This window comes from Mesobacillus campisalis, from assembly GCF_000986785.1.
Lineage (GTDB): Bacteria > Bacillota > Bacilli > Bacillales > Cytobacillaceae > Mesobacillus_B > Mesobacillus_B campisalis.
Map to the genome: position 1 here is coordinate 26,116 of NZ_LAYY01000004.1, position 19,541 is coordinate 45,656.

Annotated in this window: 23 protein-coding genes; 16 read left to right on the top strand and 7 right to left on the bottom strand. The window is 43.7% G+C overall.

The genetic code is table 11. The annotated features are described in order from the left end of the window. Nucleotides 1–43: 43 nt before the first annotated feature. The gene (locus tag WQ57_RS04525; protein WP_046522548.1) at nucleotides 44–1,078 is read left to right on the top strand and encodes a DUF3231 family protein; all 1,035 of its coding nucleotides are present in this window, start codon (nucleotides 44–46) and stop codon (nucleotides 1,076–1,078) included. Between the two features lie 96 nt (nucleotides 1,079–1,174). Here WQ57_RS04525 and WQ57_RS04530 read toward each other — a convergent pair whose 3' ends face one another. After that, on the bottom strand, nucleotides 1,175–1,927 hold the full coding sequence (locus WQ57_RS04530) for a L,D-transpeptidase family protein (RefSeq protein ID WP_046522549.1): 753 nt from the start codon (nucleotides 1,925–1,927) through the stop codon (nucleotides 1,175–1,177). A 498-nt stretch (nucleotides 1,928–2,425) separates the two neighbouring features. Between WQ57_RS04530 and wrbA the strand changes: the two genes are divergently transcribed. The 8 genes from wrbA (at nucleotide 2,426) to WQ57_RS04575 (ending at nucleotide 8,720) form a co-directional block, all read left to right on the top strand. Next, nucleotides 2,426–3,034 carry an NAD(P)H:quinone oxidoreductase gene (gene wrbA, locus WQ57_RS04535; protein ID WP_046522732.1) on the top strand — a complete coding sequence of 203 codons (609 nt, stop codon included), beginning with the start codon at nucleotides 2,426–2,428 and terminating at the stop codon, nucleotides 3,032–3,034. Between the two features lie 229 nt (nucleotides 3,035–3,263). Then, nucleotides 3,264–4,451, top strand: coding sequence for a M14 family zinc carboxypeptidase (locus tag WQ57_RS04540; protein WP_046522550.1), 1,188 nt, complete (start codon nucleotides 3,264–3,266; stop codon nucleotides 4,449–4,451). Nucleotides 4,452–4,622: 171 nt separating this feature from the next. Continuing rightward, nucleotides 4,623–4,826, top strand: a complete 204-nt coding sequence (locus WQ57_RS04545; RefSeq protein WP_046522551.1) for a zinc ribbon domain-containing protein — start codon at nucleotides 4,623–4,625, stop codon at nucleotides 4,824–4,826. A 95-nt stretch (nucleotides 4,827–4,921) separates the two neighbouring features. After that, entirely contained in the window at nucleotides 4,922–5,068 is a 147-nt protein-coding gene (locus WQ57_RS26875; protein ID WP_162200599.1) for a hypothetical protein, read from the top strand. Between the two features lie 363 nt (nucleotides 5,069–5,431). After that, entirely contained in the window at nucleotides 5,432–5,641 is a 210-nt protein-coding gene (locus WQ57_RS04555) for a hypothetical protein (RefSeq protein ID WP_046522553.1), read from the top strand. Between the two features lie 345 nt (nucleotides 5,642–5,986). After that, nucleotides 5,987–6,154 (top strand): DUF3934 family protein, encoded by a 168-nt coding sequence (locus WQ57_RS26110; protein WP_084820157.1) that lies wholly within the window; start codon nucleotides 5,987–5,989, stop codon nucleotides 6,152–6,154. An 878-nt stretch (nucleotides 6,155–7,032) separates the two neighbouring features. Continuing rightward, on the top strand, nucleotides 7,033–8,100 hold the full coding sequence (locus WQ57_RS04570) for an SDR family oxidoreductase (RefSeq protein WP_046522555.1): 1,068 nt from the start codon (nucleotides 7,033–7,035) through the stop codon (nucleotides 8,098–8,100). Between the two features lie 122 nt (nucleotides 8,101–8,222). Next, nucleotides 8,223–8,720: a VOC family protein gene (locus WQ57_RS04575; RefSeq protein WP_046522556.1), complete on the top strand. Its 498-nt coding sequence runs from the start codon at nucleotides 8,223–8,225 to the stop codon at nucleotides 8,718–8,720. A 37-nt stretch (nucleotides 8,721–8,757) separates the two neighbouring features. On the opposite strand, the gene WQ57_RS04580 is transcribed toward WQ57_RS04575, so the two are convergent. After that, nucleotides 8,758–9,003 carry a hypothetical protein gene (locus tag WQ57_RS04580; protein ID WP_046522557.1) on the bottom strand — a complete coding sequence of 82 codons (246 nt, stop codon included), beginning with the start codon at nucleotides 9,001–9,003 and terminating at the stop codon, nucleotides 8,758–8,760. Between the two features lie 187 nt (nucleotides 9,004–9,190). Between WQ57_RS04580 and WQ57_RS04585 the strand changes: the two genes are divergently transcribed. Continuing rightward, entirely contained in the window at nucleotides 9,191–10,393 is a 1,203-nt protein-coding gene (locus WQ57_RS04585) for a DUF2812 domain-containing protein (RefSeq protein ID WP_046522558.1), read from the top strand. 89 nt (nucleotides 10,394–10,482) lie between these two features. Then, nucleotides 10,483–11,007: a hypothetical protein gene (locus WQ57_RS04590; protein ID WP_241481478.1), complete on the top strand. Its 525-nt coding sequence runs from the start codon at nucleotides 10,483–10,485 to the stop codon at nucleotides 11,005–11,007. Nucleotides 11,008–11,010: 3 nt separating this feature from the next. Here WQ57_RS04590 and WQ57_RS04595 read toward each other — a convergent pair whose 3' ends face one another. The 3 genes from WQ57_RS04595 to WQ57_RS04605 form a co-directional block, all read right to left on the bottom strand. After that, complete coding sequence (locus WQ57_RS04595) at nucleotides 11,011–12,408, bottom strand: PQQ-dependent sugar dehydrogenase (RefSeq protein WP_046522559.1); 1,398 nt, start codon at nucleotides 12,406–12,408, stop codon at nucleotides 11,011–11,013. A gap of 148 nt (nucleotides 12,409–12,556) precedes the next feature. After that, entirely contained in the window at nucleotides 12,557–13,204 is a 648-nt protein-coding gene (locus WQ57_RS04600; RefSeq protein ID WP_046522560.1) for a YczE/YyaS/YitT family protein, read from the bottom strand. A gap of 161 nt (nucleotides 13,205–13,365) precedes the next feature. Further along, a complete protein-coding gene (locus WQ57_RS04605) occupies nucleotides 13,366–13,743 on the bottom strand; it encodes a VOC family protein (protein WP_046522561.1) in 378 nt (125 codons plus the stop codon). Between the two features lie 199 nt (nucleotides 13,744–13,942). Between WQ57_RS04605 and WQ57_RS04610 the strand changes: the two genes are divergently transcribed. The 3 genes from WQ57_RS04610 to WQ57_RS04620 all read left to right on the top strand — a co-directional run bounded on the left by WQ57_RS04610 (nucleotide 13,943) and on the right by WQ57_RS04620 (nucleotide 16,067). After that, nucleotides 13,943–14,992, top strand: a complete 1,050-nt coding sequence (locus tag WQ57_RS04610; RefSeq protein ID WP_046522562.1) for an NAD-dependent epimerase/dehydratase family protein — start codon at nucleotides 13,943–13,945, stop codon at nucleotides 14,990–14,992. Nucleotides 14,993–15,032: 40 nt separating this feature from the next. After that, nucleotides 15,033–15,461 (top strand): hypothetical protein, encoded by a 429-nt coding sequence (locus WQ57_RS04615; protein WP_046522563.1) that lies wholly within the window; start codon nucleotides 15,033–15,035, stop codon nucleotides 15,459–15,461. A gap of 99 nt (nucleotides 15,462–15,560) precedes the next feature. Beyond that, nucleotides 15,561–16,067 (top strand): LURP-one-related family protein, encoded by a 507-nt coding sequence (locus WQ57_RS04620; RefSeq protein ID WP_046522564.1) that lies wholly within the window; start codon nucleotides 15,561–15,563, stop codon nucleotides 16,065–16,067. Between the two features lie 60 nt (nucleotides 16,068–16,127). Here the strand turns inward: WQ57_RS04620 and WQ57_RS04625 are convergent, their stop codons facing one another. Beyond that, nucleotides 16,128–16,322 carry a hypothetical protein gene (locus WQ57_RS04625; protein ID WP_046522565.1) on the bottom strand — a complete coding sequence of 65 codons (195 nt, stop codon included), beginning with the start codon at nucleotides 16,320–16,322 and terminating at the stop codon, nucleotides 16,128–16,130. A gap of 427 nt (nucleotides 16,323–16,749) precedes the next feature. On the opposite strand from WQ57_RS04625, the gene trhO reads away from it, so the two are divergent. Next, nucleotides 16,750–17,697 carry an oxygen-dependent tRNA uridine(34) hydroxylase TrhO gene (trhO, locus tag WQ57_RS04630; protein ID WP_046522566.1) on the top strand — a complete coding sequence of 316 codons (948 nt, stop codon included), beginning with the start codon at nucleotides 16,750–16,752 and terminating at the stop codon, nucleotides 17,695–17,697. Between the two features lie 706 nt (nucleotides 17,698–18,403). After that, on the top strand, nucleotides 18,404–18,568 hold the full coding sequence (locus tag WQ57_RS26500; RefSeq protein ID WP_156183050.1) for a hypothetical protein: 165 nt from the start codon (nucleotides 18,404–18,406) through the stop codon (nucleotides 18,566–18,568). Between the two features lie 96 nt (nucleotides 18,569–18,664). Here WQ57_RS26500 and WQ57_RS04640 read toward each other — a convergent pair whose 3' ends face one another. Continuing rightward, nucleotides 18,665–19,516 (bottom strand): YwaF family protein, encoded by an 852-nt coding sequence (locus WQ57_RS04640; RefSeq protein ID WP_277620272.1) that lies wholly within the window; start codon nucleotides 19,514–19,516, stop codon nucleotides 18,665–18,667. Nucleotides 19,517–19,541 lie beyond the last annotated feature (25 nt).

Here is a 19,541-nt window from a genome sequence, read left to right on the forward strand (position 1 = left end):
TCAATGGGGAAATTACTCTTAACTGAAATAAGGGGGGAGGCCCATGGATACAATTAAGCCAATAAAAGTAGGTTCGACCAAATCCAGTACACATGAAAAACTTACATCAGCCGAAATGGGAAAACTTTGGGCAACCTATATGGGCAACAGTATGTCAAATTGCATCTTAAGTTATTTCTTCCACCACGCAGAGGATAAGGAAATCAAAATCCTATTAGAGAACGCACTAAAATTGACGGAACAATTCATGAAAGCCATCAAAGAAATATTTAAAAAAGACAATTTCCCCGTACCTATAGGTTTTAATGAGAATGACGTCAATCTTGGTGCTCCAAGATTGTTTGAGGATGAGTACTATGTCCATTACTTAAAGTATACGGCGAAAGCAGGTATGAGTATATATAATGTAGGTATACCCATTGTTTATAGAAAGGATGTAAAAGATTTTTTCACCTATTGTATGGAATCCGTTATGGACTTAATGGAGCAGATAAAAGAAATCCAAATGGATAAAGGATTAATAATTAAGCCGCCTATCATTCCAATTCCAGAAAAGGCTGAATTCGTCCAACAGGATTTTCTAAATGGATTCTTTGGGCATATTCGTCCTATGCATGCACTTGAAATTGCCCATTTTTACGATAATATTGAAAATAACGTTACAAGTAAAGCTCTTATCATGGCTTTCGCCCAAGTCGTGAAAGATGAAAAGATTAGGCATTTGTTTGAAAAAGGAAGAGACATGACAACGGCAGATATTGAACATTTCATGAAAATGCTACATAACGAAAACCTGCCATCGCCATCTTTTTTGGACGATCTGGTTACTTCGTCAACATTTTCACCGTTTTCGGATAAGCTTATGTTATATCATAAAATGGATATGTTCTCTTTGAAAATAAGAGCTTTTGGGAATTCAGTGGCAGTAAACGGAAGGCATGACATTGCGTTGCTTTATGGTAAATCGCTCATGAAAATAACGACATTCGTAGAAAGTGCAGCAAAAATCATGGTTGAGAAAGGGTGGATGGAACAGCCACCGCAAGCCGCGGACAGGGGACATCTGGCCTCTAACTAGAACAGCCTGGAATACCCATATAGAAGGGACTTCCAAGGTAAAGATTGCTTAAGTAAAGAGGAAGGCAGCCATCATCTGCAATGGCTGCCTTCCTCTTTACTTCATTCCTAATGCCTTTTTGGTCGCCGGCCCGACAATTCCATCCGCCTTCAGTTTCTTGGCTTTTTGAAATTTCTTGACGGCTGCTTCTGTTGCTGGTCCGAATACTCCGTCTATTCCCTTTGTGCTATAGCCTTTGTTGGTGAGGATTCGCTGCAGGTTCCTTACTTCGGCACCTCTCATCCCTTTTTTCAGGACGGTGCTTGATGAAGGTACACCTGTAACTGGAAGGGAAGCGCCTCCTGAAACTTTATATCCATTTGCGGCTGCGATGGAATTAAAGGAGCTTTTGGAGGTGGTGATAATAACCGGCGTATTTACACTCACCTGGTTATAAAGCCATTCCACTTCCTCATCGTACATCCTGATGCAGCCGCCGCTCACATATCCGCCAATAGAATTAGGGTTGTTATTGCCATGGATAGCATAGGTAGTTCCCCAGGTACCTCTGGCATTGAGGCCAAGCCAACGGTTTCCAAGGGGATTCCTTGGGTCGCCTCCAGGGATATTCCCGCTGTAATAAGGACGATTCTTAATCTTGTTGACGACTTTGAATTTGCCCTCCGGGGTGTAGGAAGGCTGCCTGCCAGTCCCCACTTTAAACGTTCTTACCAGCTTACTCTGTTTGTAATAAGCCAGCTGGTTGTTCGACTTGTTGATGATGATGAATTCCCCGCCAGCCGCCTCTGCGGGTGCCTCAAAGAACACCAGTGATACTAGAAGCATAAAAGCGATAAAGATTTTCTTCATTCCCCATCCCCCCAGTTTTATATTTGCAAGTCCCGTATTGCTGGAAGCAGGGAGGGACGTGCTTTATATAAAACGTTTATTTATACAAAATAGACTCCTCCACACCTTAATAGTTACATATTTTACCTTTTAATGGGCATATTTTCTTTCTTGTTTTTATGACAAAGGACCTGTTAAAATGTCGGTATTTGTAAAGGGAGGAAAATAATCCCGAACTCTGACCGTACAAATTATATTGAATTAAAAATAATTTACATCAAGGTAATTGACATTACTTTGTGGCCGTGATACATTTATCTCGAATTAAAAGTATTTTAAATTGAAATGTTTGGTACGGATAAGGAATTTAAGCTGAGATCCGGCATAAAGGTATTTTTATGGAAGAAAGATAGCAGACTAATAAAAGCTGCTTAGGATTCTAATTTATTTATGGAGGTACAGGAAATGGGTTTTCTCTCCAAACTATTTGGAAATTCGAAAATAAAGGAGAATGAAAAAATGGAAAAGGTTAAATTAGCGGTAATTTTCTACAGTATGGGTGGAACCAACTATCAGCTGGCAAAATGGGCTGAAGAAGGAGCAAGGGAAGCTGGCGCTGAAGTCAGAGTCCTAAAAGTGGAAGAACTGGCTCCAGAATCGGTTGTCCAGGGAAATGAGGTCTGGAAGGCGACAACAGAAGCAACAAAAGATGTTCCAGTGGCTAAGGGCGATGATATCGAATGGGCGGATGCGGTGATTTTCAGTGTGCCAACACGCTTCGGCAACATGCCTTCCCAAATGAAGCAATTCCTTGATACTCAAGGCGGACTATGGGCAACTGGCAAAACCGTCAACAAGGTCGTGAGCGCGATGACGTCTGCCCAAAATCCGCACGGCGGCCAGGAAGCAACTCTTCTGTCCCTCTATACATCAATGATGCACTGGGGAGCGATCATTGCGACTCCTGGCTATACTGATCCAGTCATTTTCGGCGCAGGCGGCAACCCTTATGGAACAAGCGTCACCGTAAACGAAGACGGCAAAATGATCGAAGACGTTGAAGCGGCCGTCAAGCACCAGGCAAAACGCACCGTAACCGTAGCAGAATGGGTCAAAAAAGGAAAGTAAGCAAGGGGACGGTTTCTGCATCAATAACAGATGAACAAGCATGGGGAGTTCCCCATGCTTGTTCGTGTTCCGGACCTCCCTATGCTTCAGGGCTTAGTCCGTAAGATAGAGGCTGGAGTGTAATTTGTCGGAATCTTGCTTCTATTAGCACATTTACATTGCCTTCCAGAAACAGGCACAATGATAGTAGTTCGGATTCCGAATAAAATTGCAAGCGGGAGGATAAATGATGAATAAAAAGCAATTATGGAAGGTGTTAAGCTCGGCAGCATTGGCTGCATCCATCCTTGTTCCCCAGGTGGGTTTTGCGGAGGGAGCAAAACCGATTACGGAAGAGACCCCATCTGTAAAGGGCTATATTGATTACGAGGAGCTGAAACAAAGGCTAAGCCAAATCGAGAAGGCTTCCAATGGACTCGTACAGGTGGAATCAGCGGGGAAAACCAATCAGGGAAGAGACATCTTTAGTGCCCGGGTTGGCCAGGGGGATAAAGTGGTTTTGGTCCAAAGCGAGATTCATGGAAATGAAAAGACAGGAACAGAGGCTCTGTTAAACATTCTGCAATATTTGGGCTCCAGCCAGTCTCCCGAAGCAAAAAAGATAAGGGAAGAACTCACCATTGTGGCTATTCCGATGATGAATGCGGATGGATCCGAATTGGACAGGCGCGGCAATGTCATGAGCTGGGAGGAAGTGGTTGAAGACTTCCCGCAATTGCAAAACGCAAGGCCTACCTGGAATTATTATAACCGGACCCTTCAGGGAGATGACTACACCTCAAACCCTGGTTTCGATGTAAACCGTGATTTTAACCCTGACCTGAATTATGTTCCGAAACCGGAAGACTTCCCTGGTAATTCTTCCACAGCCGGCTGGTATATCACACCGGAGGCACAAACGGTACGGGATGTATACAAGAGCCTGAAAGAAGAGTTTGGGAATGTGGAAGTGTTCATGGACCTGCACCACCAAAACTTCTATACGGTCGAAGGGAGTGACAGGGAAGTCACCATGTCGATCTCGGCCGATTTTGTTCCGGATCCAAACACTCCAAGAGGAGCGAAATATAGTCAGTACGCGGACCAGTTCCGTTTTGACTTTTCACGCCAGCTGAATGTGGCCCTGTATGATGCGATCCAGGAAAAAGGAAATTCAATTTTCACGAATATCACGCTATACGACCAAGACCTGGATCTTCCAGGAACGGCCCTGGGCGCATTTTCCCTGAACGGCAGCGGCATCGTCATCTTTGAGGTGAAGGGACAAACCCAGAACTTTGGCCAAAAAATGAAAGGCCAGCTGGTTAAAACCGTCGAAACCGGCCTCATGGGCGTGATGAATGGAGTCGCAGAGGGCAGCGTGTATGAGTTGAATCCTGAGGATTATCACGAGATTCCAAATAGAGTGAGGAAGTAGTACTCCAATAGCAAAAAGCTGGCCGAAGAGATTTGGCCAGCTTTTTTGCTATTCTATGTACCCTTAGCCTGCAAGCAATTTTAAAAACATAATTTTGATGGTTTTGAATCTTTTTCCAGCGACCTCCGTATTTATTGCTAAACACTTGATTTTTGAGAGGGGAAAAAGATTATGTCTGAAAAAGGTTGTATAAAATGCGGAAGCCAAGATGCGGGAGAGAAGGAAGTGGCCATGACGGGCACTGGGCTTTCCAAGTTATTTGATGTCCAGCATAACCAGTTTATTGTGGTATACTGCAAAAACTGTGGGTACTCAGAGTTCTACAATAAAGAATCCTCTGCTTCCTCCAATCTGCTGGATTTATTCTTTGGGTAGAGCAAGGGGACGGTTCTCGCGCATCATAACCTGTATGTATAATGATTCTCCTTTCCATAGATAATATAACGGACATGATAAAGGAGATGATTTTAGTGAAAACAAAGGACGATGTTTCAACCGGTGCTAAGGTCACGAAGGATAACCAAGTTTATGGTACACCAAATAGCAAAGCCAAAAATGGCACCGGCGACTCCCCAAATGATAATGCCGGCGGTAAAAGCAAGGGACTCGGCCATTAATCGGCAGCCAGATTTTTGGCTGTTTTTTTTATGTTTGCACATTATGGAGGGAATTATTATGGAATGTGGTTGGGAGGGCATCGGCTGAAATCCGTATGCACTCCTCATTCGGACTCGGGGAGATGGAAAGGAAGGCATCAAGTCCGAATCCGTGCTTCATTCGGACCCGATTTAAGAGAAATTGCTGTCGTAAGTCCGAATGATATACAAGTCCTGGCCAATGCATTAAATTGTCCATCATCCTTGCTTTTATTGTCCCTGAGCAAATGGTATAATGAGGAGCTTGGGCGAACTACAACTAATGTTCATTGGACGGTTGCTATCAAAGCTTTCGCCAATGAAAACACTTGAGGTGTAAAAAGAATGAACAAACGATGGACAATCGATAAAATTAAAGAGTTTGTTGAGAAAAATTCGGATAGCAAGCTGCTTAGCACAGAATATCACGGATTTTCACAAAAGCTGTTATTTAAATGTGCATGTGGCAGCAATTTTGAAAAGACATTTACAAAGTTCAAAAATAACCATCAGCGTAAATGTGACGTGTGCCAGCCGCCGAAAGCATCGCGCTGACCAGCAAGCGCAATAACAAAGTGCCGATTTGATGAAAAGAGATTGGCGCTTTTTTATATGGAACGGGAGCAGCAAAAAAATCATGAAAAGGTATAAGCTAAAAAATAATTTCAAAGGCTTTAAAAAAGGGACCCAATTTTATTTGGTTGTGGAATCTGAATTTATCGGAATCAAAGAGTTTGTATTGCGAACGGAGGATTTCAAAATCAGAATGGCGATCAATGAAAAGGAGCTCCACAAATATTTTGTTCGGTTTTAAAAGTTAAATACTACCAACTCTTATGCTATTCGATTTTTCCAATAATACCCGATAAAAAGTCGGACAAGAATAATGGAGCTGATTTAATGAGTAAAGCTAAAAGTAAGGGCGGAACAGGGAGAGGCACAGGCAAGAAAGGCTGGAACCGCTGGCAGGCCGGTGCGAAAAAGGCCAAAAGTGCGAAACCTTATAAAAGCAAAGGTGTTAAACATGGGACAAAAACAAGCAATGAAGAGGCCTCAGCAAAAGAGTAACTGCAGTAATAGTAGCTCTGGTGAAAGCGTTAATCCAAAGGGATTTACGCTTTTTTGATGTATCGGAAGCAAGGGGATATATTGTAAAAATTTGAGAAAAATAAAAGTAAAAACAAGGGGGCAGTAATGAGAAGGAAACAAATAACAAGTAGGAAGCATATCTGGCTGATCCTTAGCGTTTTTTTATTAAATATTGTCCTAAAATCTTATCGTCACTTTCCTAAATATCATAAAAACCTTTTATACGTTAGTTTCTTTAATGCCTTATATTATTGGCTTTGTAAACGGCATCTTGTTTGGGAATTCATTCCCTCAGGCATGAACTGGAGGCTAGTTAGATACATACACATCATTATAGTGAGTCCATTATTGGTTCTGGCATTCCTGGCAAAAATCCCAAATTCATTCGGTAAGCAGGCAATATACCTTATTAAGTGGGTCATAACGGCGACAGCAGTTGAATATTACATTTATCGTAAAAAACTGATTCTTTACGCTCATGGGTGGAATGTCTTTTGGTCCGGTTTATTGTACGCAATGATGTTCACCTTCAGTCATCTATTTACCAAAAGGCCGATCGCTACATTATTCCTTTCATTTTGTTCTACCGTTATTTTTATTATAAAATTCAGGGTGCCTTTGAAACGGAAGCACCTTTCAAGGAAATTCGACCGTTTGGTTGATGTTTATTACCACACTTTTTTAGAAGACATAGCAAGTTATTGGAAATATTGACAGGGGCGTTGATCATGGATTAACGTCTTTTTATTTAACAGCTTCCAAGCCGTTTAACATCCATATTCCCTAGTTGAACAATTTTTCTCCGATTGGGGTACATACTAAGAAGAAGCTTAGTTTTATCTTGAGGAGGTTATTTCATGGAACTGGAATCAAACAATCGGGAAGCAGTCGAAGGCCTGATGAATGGAGCCGGAGGTATACAATTAAAAAATGTAAGTGACCAGGTAATAGTCATTACGGGTGCATCAAGCGGAATCGGCCTTGTGACGGCAAGAATGGCGGCCGAGAAGGGTGCAAAACTGGTTGTCGCTGCAAGAAATGAGGAAGCATTAGAGGAACTTGTTGACGAATTACGGGAAAAGGGCCATTCGGCCATCCTTGTAAAAGCAGATGTAGGGGTTGAAGAGGACGTTAAAAGAATTGCAGAAGCGGCGATAAAGGAGTATGGCCGCTTTGATACTTGGGTGAATAATGCAGGGGTGACCATCTATGGGTACGCGATGGATGTAAGCACGGAGGATATGAAACGGTTATTTGATACGAACTATTGGGGAGTGGTATACGGTTCCAAGGAAGCTGTGAGACATTTCAGGGAAAGAGGCGTACCGGGTGCGCTCATCAACGTGGGAAGCTTGTTTGGGGATACTGGCACATTGATTCAATCAACTTATGCTCCATCAAAATTTGCGGTCCACGGATGGACAGAAAGTTTAAGAATGGAACTGGAAAAAGAAAACGAACCCATTTCGGTGACTCTTATCCATCCGGGCAGGATCGATACACCTTACAATGAGCATGCAACCAGCTATTTGGACAATCAGCCGGTACACAGAGGAATGATTTATCCTCCCGAAGCGGTAGCAGAAGCGATCCTCTATGCAGCAGAACATCCCAAGAGGGATATGTATATCGGGTCACAGGCAAAAGCCATCCAGTTTCTTGGAGCAAACTTTCCTCGTTTGACAGATAAATTTATGGAAAGAATGATACCCCCAACCCAGTATGACCCTGACAGACCGTCAAAACCAAGGGAAGAAAGCAATTTGTATCATGCGGGTTACGGAATGCATGAGCGAGGAACAAACATAGGCTGGAAGCGGTCCTCCAGCTTGTTCGTAAAGGCATCCAAGCAGCCGGTCCTTTTCAACACAATAGCAGCAGGACTTGGTATACTGGCATTGTCCAGATTAACGCGCCGAAAATAGGTGGTGCAGGGGGACGGTTCTGCTGCTCCAATTGCAAAAAAACAATCAATAAGTGGCGTTAATCCAACTAACTGGATTAACGCTTTTTAAGGTATAACAGAATCTGAACGGGAGTGGTAAAAATGGCAAATAAAATTCAAAAAATCACGGCAAATTTATGGTTTGATTATCAAGCGGAAGAGGCAGCAAAGTTTTACACCTCTATTTTTAAGAACTCAAGGATTAACAGGATAACTCGTTATGGGAAGGAGCGACATGAAAGCGGCTTGGAAGGTGCGGTAATGACAGTTGAATATGAATTGGAAGGGCAAAAGTACGTGGCGTTGAACGGGGGCCCCAAATATAAATTTACAGAAGCGATTTCGTTCATTGTTCATTGTGAGACCCAGGAAGAACTTGATTATTATTGGGAGAACCTCTCTGAAGGGGGAGACGAAAAAGCACAAGTTTGTGGATGGCTGAAAGATAAATTTGGGGTGTCCTGGCAAATTGTTCCTTCTGCACTTAATGACATGGTTAGTGATGAGAATCATGAAAAATCAGCAAGGGTGATGAAGGCTCTCCTTGATATGCGGACCAAAATAGACATGGAAAAATTAAGGAAAGCATATGAAGGCTAAGGTGGAGAGGTTATCCCGCCGCCTTTTCTGGATTACATTATAGGTCCACAAGATATAAAAGGGTGGCTTCTTCAGGCCTGTCCAAATCGTTAAAGTATTTTTTTGCTTCGTGTTTGGGCAGGATGAGGAGCGCGTCGTTCTTGCTCAATAACTTTTTGTTCCTCGCCGTTTTAAATACAAGGTCACTTGCCACCTCGATTGATGAAGCGCTGATGACTCCGACTGGAAACGATTTGGCTCTTCTTTTCGTTGAATGTTTCTGGTAAACTATTACATATTTCATAATATTTCCATCCCCTCGACTTTCTGTTTTATTCCCGTCTTTGCCAAGGCTGAAACAATTTTATGGTGAATGCACTGGTGCGAATTGTATTATCAAAATTATGCTGTTATCTTTGATTCTATCAATTTGAAAGCAAGGATGCTCAACCCAGCTCTTACTGCATAGCATTCTTGAAAAGGTGATTTTAATGGTTAGGATAGTCTATAAACTCAGGCCAGCACCCTATTGGCGTATCCCCGAGCATGAAAGTTGGTTTTCCGACATGGCGGCTAAGGGATGCCATCTAAAAAAGGTGGGATTACATTTTGCCAAGTTTGTAAAAGGGGAGCCAAAAAATACGAGGTACAGGATCGAAGCTTCCAGCAGAAAGAGGATGGAGCCGGAACAAATACAGGAAAACAGTGAAAAAGGGTGGGAGTATGTCGATGGCTATCAATATTTTCATGTGTTTTCCTCTCCTGCCGAGTTCAATGCCCTCGAACTTCATCAAGATCCCTTGGAGTATTCGTCCCAATTAAAAGAAGTTGAAAGCCAACTATCTGCGAAGGCTAGCATTTCTTTTTTTGGCCTTTTTCTAATGATGCTGCTGATAGCTTCGTTTTGGTTTATTGATGGGACGCCTATGCTGGTTTTGATCGAAGGAGTGGTCATTCCGCAAACGGTTTTAACGTTATTCATTGCAAACACGACTTTGAATCTGCAGCGCGCAGCTAGTTCAATCTCTGCTTTGCGAAGGGATTTGAGCGATGGAAAGCCAATAGGACATGTCGCTCCCGAAAAGAAGCACCACCGCTTAAGTGCGATAACTGCTTTCATTTTTACATTAATCATTGGTTTAAGCGCTATCCTGCCCATTATCCAGCTTGTTGAAAATGAAGCCAGTACTTTGCCGGAAACAAGTGAAAACCTGCCGATTGTCCGTTTGGCAGAGGTGGATCAGACCCCGGGGCTGGTCAGGACGGAGCCTTCCGATTTTGATGAGGAAATTGACTGGGGCAACTATTACAGTGTCCAGTGGAGTCCGCTTGCTCCTGTGCAATATGAAGCATACGAGTCAGGTGTGATATCGGGGGAATTGTGGAAGGACGACAGCGGCGACGGCGAATATTTACCAACCATCCATTCAAGGGTCTTTCAGCTGCGTCCTCCAGGAATGTCAGACCGCCTAATGGCGGACTTAATGAAAAGGTACAGTTACAGCTCCAGTGAGAAAAATTACGCTGAAATAAACCACCCAGATGTTGATTCCCTGGTGATTCATGAAGAGGGGGATTTGAAAGAAGTATTTGCTTCCAAAGGTAAAACGGTTCTATATGTGCAGTACTTCGGCCGTGCAGAAATGGAAGACATCATCGAGCAAAGCATAGGGAAGGTTCTTCAGTTTCAATAGCCTTGGCAAAAGGAAAAAAGCAAGAATTTTATTACCGCCGGGCCATAAATATGAAGAAGAGAACCGTCCCCATGAATCGAGGTGGAAGGATGAATTTGCATGGGAGATTCAGAAGCTTTAACAAGACGACAAAGCTTGTTCTGGGGGCAAATTTGGTTGGGATTGCGGCTGTGCTGCAGGCTGCCGGCGGCTTTTTGCCTGGTATCGGCTATGTAATTAGCCCGCTAGCCACAGCCCCTATCCTGCTGTGTTCACTGTTTTCCATTCCATTTGGATTCATGTCCTACTTGCTGACGATTTTGCTGCTGCTCATCATCCAGCCAGCGGAACTGATGATTTTCCCTTTTACAACAGGGCTGTTGGGACTCGGCATCGGGGCCTCTTTTTCTTTTTTCAGAAAAAGATTGACCGTCATTGCTGGCGGTGCGATTCCTTTAACACTAGGTATTATAAGTCTATTATATTTTTTCCGATTTCCGATTCTCGGTCCAGCCTTCTCCGGGTCCTTTTCCATCCTCACAGCTGGAGGCATTTTTGTATTTGCTTTCCTTTATAGCTGGTTATGGGTGGAGATGGCTTTGCTCCTGCTTAAAAGGATAAGCAGGTTTCGTTAGAAATTATGGAAGAATTTCAAAAACTCCGCCCTGGTTAAGGTCGGTGACTCTGGCAGAGCCATACACTCCCAGAAACAGCCTGGTTTGGTTCAGGTCCGTTCCAAGGCTGACAAAATGGGCGGGTTGATTCCCGAATTCATAATCAATCTGGATCTCATGAAAATCATTCTGTTTCCCATTTGGTTTCACCGATGTATAAGCCAGCGCCCCTCTGACAGGCTTAGAGTATTTCCGGGCAAAATCGGTAAACACAACGCTTCCTGTTAGGCCAGGAATATTTCTTCCCATATAGGCCTGCACACCTGTCAGTGCAGTTCCTGCAAACTTGCCGGCCCGGGCATCCTGGTGATAGTAGCTGGTTAATGGATGCAGGCGGCAGGATGCAAGTGACACAGCTTCCTGGTAAAAAGCCATTATCTTTTCATCCAAAGCCTGGTTTTCGGTACACGCTCTCGGGACTAAAGCGGGAAGACCGCCTTCCCAGCCTCTCCAGCCAAAATTGATCAAACCCTTTGTGTTCATGGAGGAGGCCTGGGCAAGCAGAGGAACGGGAACGGGTTGATAGTGTGTGAATGAAAAAATCGACTCAATCAATTCCTGCCCAACATTGCCTGCATATTTAATAAACTGATTATGAAACCTTTGGTAGGAAATTCCGGGTATATTACGTACCCCTTTGGCGATCACCGTCAGCGTTGCCTGTATAGCTGAAGGAAGTTCGTCAAATCGGGTGACAATGGGCGGATCGCCATTGGATGGATTTTTCCTTACATCGATTTCAATGATTTTACCTGCGATTTCGAGATTGTCCTGGCTTAAGTTAAAAGGGTCAAACCCTGAACCGCCATCTCCGGTTGTCAAAACAAGCCTGCCGGTTTCAGGTGAAAAGGTTAAACTGTTGACTCCATTATGATTAAAAAACGGCCTGCGCAAATGAAGCAATGTCCGCCGCTTGCGGGGCTCGCCATTTGGCAGATGAACCCATTCTTCAACGGTATCAATATGATCAAATTGAGTCTCGCGATTGGTCCATCGCAGGTTTAATGAAGGAGGGTCGCACGGGTTGGGCTGAAATGAATCGGGAAGGGCGCCTGGTCCCTGCGTTCCAGCGGCCGAATAATGTAGATAAAACAGCCCGTTATAATAAAATTCGGGATGGAAAGCGAGCCCCAGCAAGCCCCGTTCATCATATCCCCCACGGGAAGCACCCAGCTTGATGATCCTCGGACGAATGTCCAAAAAAAGCCTTAAGCCAGAATCTCCTATGTAAAAAATTTCTCCAACCTGGGTCGCGATAAACAGCCTTTCCATGGAGTCGCCCGGAATTACCGCCGTTTTTATAACAGTGGGCAAATTAATGTTCCTGGCGATTGGGCGTAAACCAACCTTCAATTTTCTCAACTCTGCTCGCACTCCTTTTAGAATGTTTTTATAAGAATATGACGCAAACGAGCTAAGGAGAATGATAATCTTTGAATGGAGCCGGCTGCCAATTGAAAAAACCGATCCAGAGAATCGGTGTTCTTCATTTTAAGATTTAATTATGAACCTATGCACTGTACGTTTTTGGTTTTGGTGCTTGTTGAATGACAATCCGGCGATTGTAAAAATCCAGCAAGAGGCCCATTCCAAACATGCACAACACCGTACCAATGCCAAGGCCTGTCACATGCCGATGAAAAAGCATGATAACGAGGCTGATGGAAATCGGGATGCTCATAAAAACAATATTTCCTATTGAATAATTGTTCATCCGCTCACCAAACGCTTTCAGAAGATAGTCAGGCGGCAGATACACATCGCTTGCCTGAAAGTAAATACACAGGGCGAGGGCCACAAGATTGATTCCGATTAATAAGTATAAGCCGCGGACCCAAATATTTTCAGGGACATAGATCTTGTGATGCAGGTACATAAACAAATCGATGGACAGTCCAAAAGCAAAGGCAAGAGCCAAGCTTTTAATAACCAGGCCCAAAGTAAACTGTACCTTCATTAAGCGGCTAAGGATGAAGGAAAAGAGATTCAATAAAATGATGCACACGCCAACAGAGAACGGCAGGACGGTTTCCAGGTTTTGCCCGGCAGCAGTCCATGGGGCGCTTCCTAGGTCGGCAATGATCATAAAGCTGTTTCCGAGAGCGTTTAACGATATGGAAAAAATAAATAATAAAACATTCACAGGCAGATTTTTCATTATGACCTCCGATTTGTCACCGTGTAAACTTCTAAACCCTGTTAGGAAGGTACCTAAACCTTTAGTTCTAAAAGGTGATAATGATGATCATTAAAGTATTCCCATATAAAAAAGCATGGATTTTAATTAGAATACCATGCTTTTTGGAGTATTAAGCCTGTCTATTTATCTTCACGCAGCAAGTAGGTGTTTCCGTCCTGGTCCTTAAAGGTGAACATGGTGCCAAAAGGCATTCTTTGCAATTCGTCCACTTCTACTCCATTTTGCTTCATTTTTTCATAAGCAGACTCTATATCCGTTGTACTGAACAGAATGGATGGATGGGAAACAGCAGAAGGATTTTGTCGTTCCATTGCTGACTTTGAGTATAGAACCAGCGTAGTAAATTCGTCTTCACTTGGTCCCACTTCAATCCAAGACATGTTCGGTCCCATAGCTTGTTCGAATTTCAGGACGAAGCCAACCTTGTTAAGCCAAAAATCTTTCGCCTGTTCCTGATCATTTACATAAACCGTTACTTTTCCTATTTTATTAATCATGTAAGAAAGCTCCTTTATTTTTCTTATCCTTTATCAAAGATAATTTTACCATTTCATCAATAACAATAGAAGCGCAGGGACTGTTTCCCGTGCATCAATTCATAAGGCCCGCGGCTCCTAATATACATAAGAAGGGGAATACTCGGGGGATACCGAATTATATTTCTGATAGGTCAAAATATGGATTGGGGGAAAAGGCGTGAGGATTCTAATCCTGGGCGGTACGCGGTTTTTGGGAAAAGCACTTGTAGAGGTAGGGCTGAAGAGGGGGCATGATATTACGCTGTTTAATCGCGGGAATCACCCCATCACGGTTCCTGAAGTGAAGCAGCTGATTGGTGACCGGGACGGCGATGTGTCACAGCTGGAAAATCAGAAGTTTGACCTTGTCATGGACACATGCGGCTTCGCTCCGCACCATATCAGGAAAATCGCGGCTGTACTAGATAAGAATATCGAGCATTATACGTACATATCCAGCATTTCCGTTTATAAGGATTGGATTCCTCTCCATATCACGGAAGATTACCACTTACAGAGCATGACCACGGAGCAGCTGAAAGAGGTAGAAGAAGGAATAGTCTCCCCGTACGAGCATTACGGTGCATTGAAAGTCCTCTGTGAGAAGGAAGCAGAGAAACACTGGCCGGGGCGCGTGCTGCAGGTAAGGGCGGGGCAGCTTGTGGGGAAATTTGATTATACGGACCGGCTCCCATACTGGGTTCAACGGACTGAAAAAGGCGGAAGCATCATCGTGCCAGGCCGGCCAGAGCGCCCCGTCCAACTGATTGACATAAAGGATGTAGCCTCATGGGTGTTCAGGATGGCCGAAAATAGAAAAGCTGGCGTGTTTAATGTCACGGGACCAGATTATGAGTTGACGATGGGAGAATTGTTAAATACATGCAAAGCCGTAACAAACAGCGATGCAACATTCGTCTGGGCGGATGAAAAATTTATCTTGGAGCAGCAAATTCAACCATGGACAGAAATGCCCTTATGGATTCCTGAAGAATATCCTTTACCAGGACAAACGCAGCCGTGGAAAGGCGCGAACAGCATCTCCATAAAAAAAGCCTTGGACGCGGGACTTTCTTTCAGGCCACTTGCAGAAACCATTAACGATGTTTATAAATGGGAAAAAACAAGGGAAGATATAGGGCGAAAAGCAGGAATTCCACGTGAAAAAGAGGAAGAAGTGCTTATCAAGCATTGGCACGGTTCTACAGTTCATCCAAATAAAAACTGAGGCAGAAGAACCGTCCCCATGCATCAGGAGGGGTTTGAAGTTGAGGTATGAGCAGGTGCAGTTTAGTGATGAGCTGAGGAAGAGGATTGAACACACGGAAGGGGCCTTGCAGTCTTATATCGATGCGCTGTTGAGCGAGTACAATTCGGCTTTTGCGGAGTTAGAACTGGATTTTGAGGCTGGTTTGGAGCGGGAGGGAACCGATCCCTTTCAGCCTGGCTACAATTCCTCGGTTTCTATAGGGATTATTGATATAGATGGTGAAGTGCCGTATATTCATTTGATTAATATATGGCAATGTGAGCGTACTTTTCTTGGACTGCCGATTTCGATGAATATTCCCGGCAGTAAGGTAACTGGGGAAATGCTCGACGAGTCCATAGAAGATATAAAGGAGGAGCTGAAGGAATTTCTCGAAGAAGTTCTTGCGGATGAACACGAACATGCGCTTAATGAACAGGGGCTGTAGGTAAGAAGCTCGGCCATACATAAAGTATATTGGGGTGAGAAAGAATCACGTGAAACCTCCATACCTTTAAATCGTATGGTAAATAAAGGGGTGTTTGTTATGGATAGCAGGGTCTACTTCAAGGATCAAATGTTTTCGGCGGGAAGAACGGATATATATAATGAAAGTCAGGAAAAGGTCGGGAAGCTGGATTTGAAAAGTGCTTTTACTTCCAGCATGAGCGTGGAAAATGCACAAGGAGAACTCCTTGTGGAAGGGAGCTTCCCGTTCCTTTCCGGCAAATGGCTCGTTAAAACGCCTGATGGCCCGGAACTGGGGCGAGTCCGTGCGGCGTTTACCTTTTTCTCGAAGAAATATTACTATGATAAAGATTATGAGAGCTTTGAAATCGAGTCGCCAGCCTTTTCAAGAGAATATACAATCCTGAATGCCGGAAGACAAGAGGTGGCAAGCTTCAAAAAGGTGAACGGGTTCTTCCAGTCTGCCGCCTTTGAATTGAACAATGTTTCAGACTCCCTGCTGACAGAAGAGCTGATTGCCGTGGTGATGGGGGTCAATGAAATTGAAAAACGCCGAAGAAATGCCAGCGCAAACGGCGGAGCATAAAGAACGGTTCTCCGGCTTCCTCCAGGATAAAGAATGAAGCAGGAGAACCGTCCCCGTGTATCATTTGACCAATTTCATTCCAAAGCTTAAGATTTCAAAGCTGGTTTTGAGGATGAACCCGTAATTTTTTTTATGGTCGATGATAATATCTTCATCGATATGACGGATCACTTCAGGTTCGATGAGGATGGTAATACCATCGATTGTAAAGCCTTCATCGTTTTCGGACTGCTCAGCCTGAGCAAGTTCATACACGTAGGTAGCACTTCAACCAGCCGTCTGGTACTCGTTAAGTCGAACGACGGGATTTTCTCCAAGCAAATCCTTGATTTGCTGGTCTGCGTTCTTTGTTATGGTCACTTTCATCTGTTTCACCTCAATATATATATTTCCTCTCCTGGCCTAAAAAAAACTTAGGTATGTAATTCGGAGAGGAAGGTCCATTAGTTAGTGGACGATGGAAGTATAACATGAATCGTCCTTAGGAGGGGGTATAAAGTCTTTTATAGCTGTTTGTCAGGCTTAAAACTCTCCTAGAAGATTTTGGCTGCAAGCATTTTTCTTTACCATCGTTTAAAAACAGGTTTATAATACGATAATAGTGATAATTAAGCTAGGACCCAGGGCTCTATCATGTCGTGGTCCTTTTTTCATTTAGATTTAGAATTAGGTGGTAGAAGAAATGGAAAAATCTCCTTATCGTGTTTTACTTTATTATAAATACGTGACAATTGAAAATCCGGAAGAGTTTACGGCGGAGCATTTGCGTTTTTGCAAGGAGCTTGGCCTAAAGGGAAGGATTCTAGTTGCGTCTGAAGGGATAAACGGAACGGTTTCCGGAACCTACGAGGCGACAGAACAATATATGCAGGCAATGAAGCAGGACTCCCGATTTGCGGATATGGTCTATAAAATCGATGATGCCGAAGATCATGCCTTCAAGAAAATGCATGTCCGCCATCGGCCGGAACTTGTTACCTTAAGGCTGGAGGATGATGTGAATCCACTCGAGCTGACAGGTAACTACCTTGAGCCAAAAGAGTTTTATGAAAAGATGCAGGAAGAAGACACTATTGTCATTGACGCGCGCAATGATTATGAATACGACATCGGCCATTTCCAGGGAGCGATCAAGCCAGAAATCAAATCCTTCCGTGAATTGCCAGACTGGATCAAGGAAAATAAGGAAATGCTTGAAGGCAAAAAGATCCTGACCTACTGCACTGGAGGGGTTCGCTGCGAAAAGTTCTCCGGCTGGCTGAAGAAGGAAGGCTTTGACGATGTTTCCCAGCTTCATGGCGGAATCGTGACGTATGGCAAGGATCCTGAAGTAAAAGGCCAGTTATGGAATGGGCAATGCTATGTGTTTGATAACCGCATCAGTGTTCCAGTCAATCGGGTCGAGCACGTGGTGGTCGGAAAAGATTACTTCACCGGAGAACCATGTGAGCGATATGTCAATTGCGCAAACCCGGAATGCAACAAGCAAATCCTCGTATCCGAGGAAAACGAACACCGCTATCTAAGAGGCTGCAGCCACGAGTGCCGGACACACCCAAGAAACAGGTATATCGCCGAGCATAACCTGACAGAAGAAGAAGTAGCTTCCCGTCTGGAAAAAATCAGGTAAACAGGGGGACGGTTCTGCTGCTTCACATGGCGGTTCAGAGGACACAATTGGTTTGTTGTTCACAAGTTGGACACGGGTTTTTCAAAAAAGCCGAAGAATTGATGCAATTCTTGCGATAATTGAAGCATAACTGTCGATAATTAATGCAATTCTCCCGGGAATTGATGCAATCAAGCCAAAACAGGGTGGCCCGGCGTGAACGAAACCGGCAATTCCCCAATTTTCTTGGTGAAAGACACTATATAAATTCACTAGCAGGCAGCCAGTCAAAAATCTGGCTGCCTCTTTCTTTTGAAAAGTGCCATTACAGTCAAAATCAATACAAAAAATGCAAAAATAAGAGGAAAAGTGAAAAAGGAGGAGATACAAAAAGAAAATGCAGAATAATCAGATATAATGGCTGAATTCAGCGAAATTAGACGTTTGTCTTCAAGTAAATTATCTTTTATAGTAGTGGCAAACATAAGATTTCACCTTAGGAGGGATGCTGCTTGGAAGATTATTGTGTCTTTTGTGGTGGGGAACTCCCATCCTGGCAAAGGGACAGTCCCTCATGTCAGAACTGCAGGGTTGCGATCAGCCAGGGAGCTTATCCGGGCGACCTTTATGGTGACAATGACGAATTTGACTATGAACCGTTAAATTACGATCGATAGACGAAGCATAACGAAGTCTTCGTAATAAATTCCTGAAGGAGGAGTTCAAAATGGCCGCAAAAGGTGGACGCAGGCGCAAGAAGATCGAACGGTTTCTTCAGAAAGAATTTCATCGATTAAGGGGCAATCTTCAAAATGAGAGCCTTACTGCCAACCACATCAAAGAACACACCAGAAAGCCCGAATTACAGGAAACCCCTCTCAATGCTCTGTGAGGACAATCCTGTTAATAGGATAATAATAAGGCTGTGGCCGCGGATAAAAACAGAAAAAGGTTCAGTGAGTCTTTAAAAACTCACTGAACCTTTTTATCATTCATCAGGATTCCTGAGCGATTCGTCCGGTCCCATTAAGAACGGGGCACGAAATGGGGGGCGGATATTACCTTGGGAAGATAACCAGGGAACCTGAACGGCGCAGCTTGCCGGCCTTCGGTTCCAATGGCGGGCAATGATCCAGGCTATAAAGCTGATACCAATCAAAATGCCTTCCAGTGAAAAGATATACCAAGGATAAGGCCCGAGAATATCCAAAATACTGTGACTGTTTGGCTTATGTCGCAAAAACCAGTAGTTCCCTTCGGACACTCTGTTCATGAACAAAATGGCCGGCAAAAGCAGATTAATAAACCCGACTATCTTAAGAACAGACATGAAGGAGATAAAATATCCCTTGGCCCAGACAAAGTATAAGGTGACCCATACAACCATCATATGGCTATAGAAAAAATGGAAAAAACGAAAATGCGGAAAACCGTAAGTCAAGGCAGGTGTGATGATGGCCTGTGTCGCACCTGCCAGGGCAAGGAAGAATAAAATTTCAAATACAAATCTGTTTTTTGTCAGCAGCAGGATTACGCTCAGGATGACGGCAATATTGCATAATTCGAGCGGCAGGGACCGGCCGAGCGTCCACAGTCCATGCTTGTACATCCAGAAATGATTTACTGCTTCAAATAAAATAAACGAACAAGTGATCAGGATTTCACTTTTCCTCCACTGGCCCTCCCTCAATATGTTTCTGCAGAAGAAAAGGGCTGAAATGACCAAAAAAAAGACCCCCAACACAGCGAAATGACTAACAGAAAACATATTGAATCTTAACAATGTATTACTGTCTCCAAACCAATCCACATTTACCACCCTCCGATAAAGGATGAACATAAGATTTCCAAACCAGGAAGTTTTT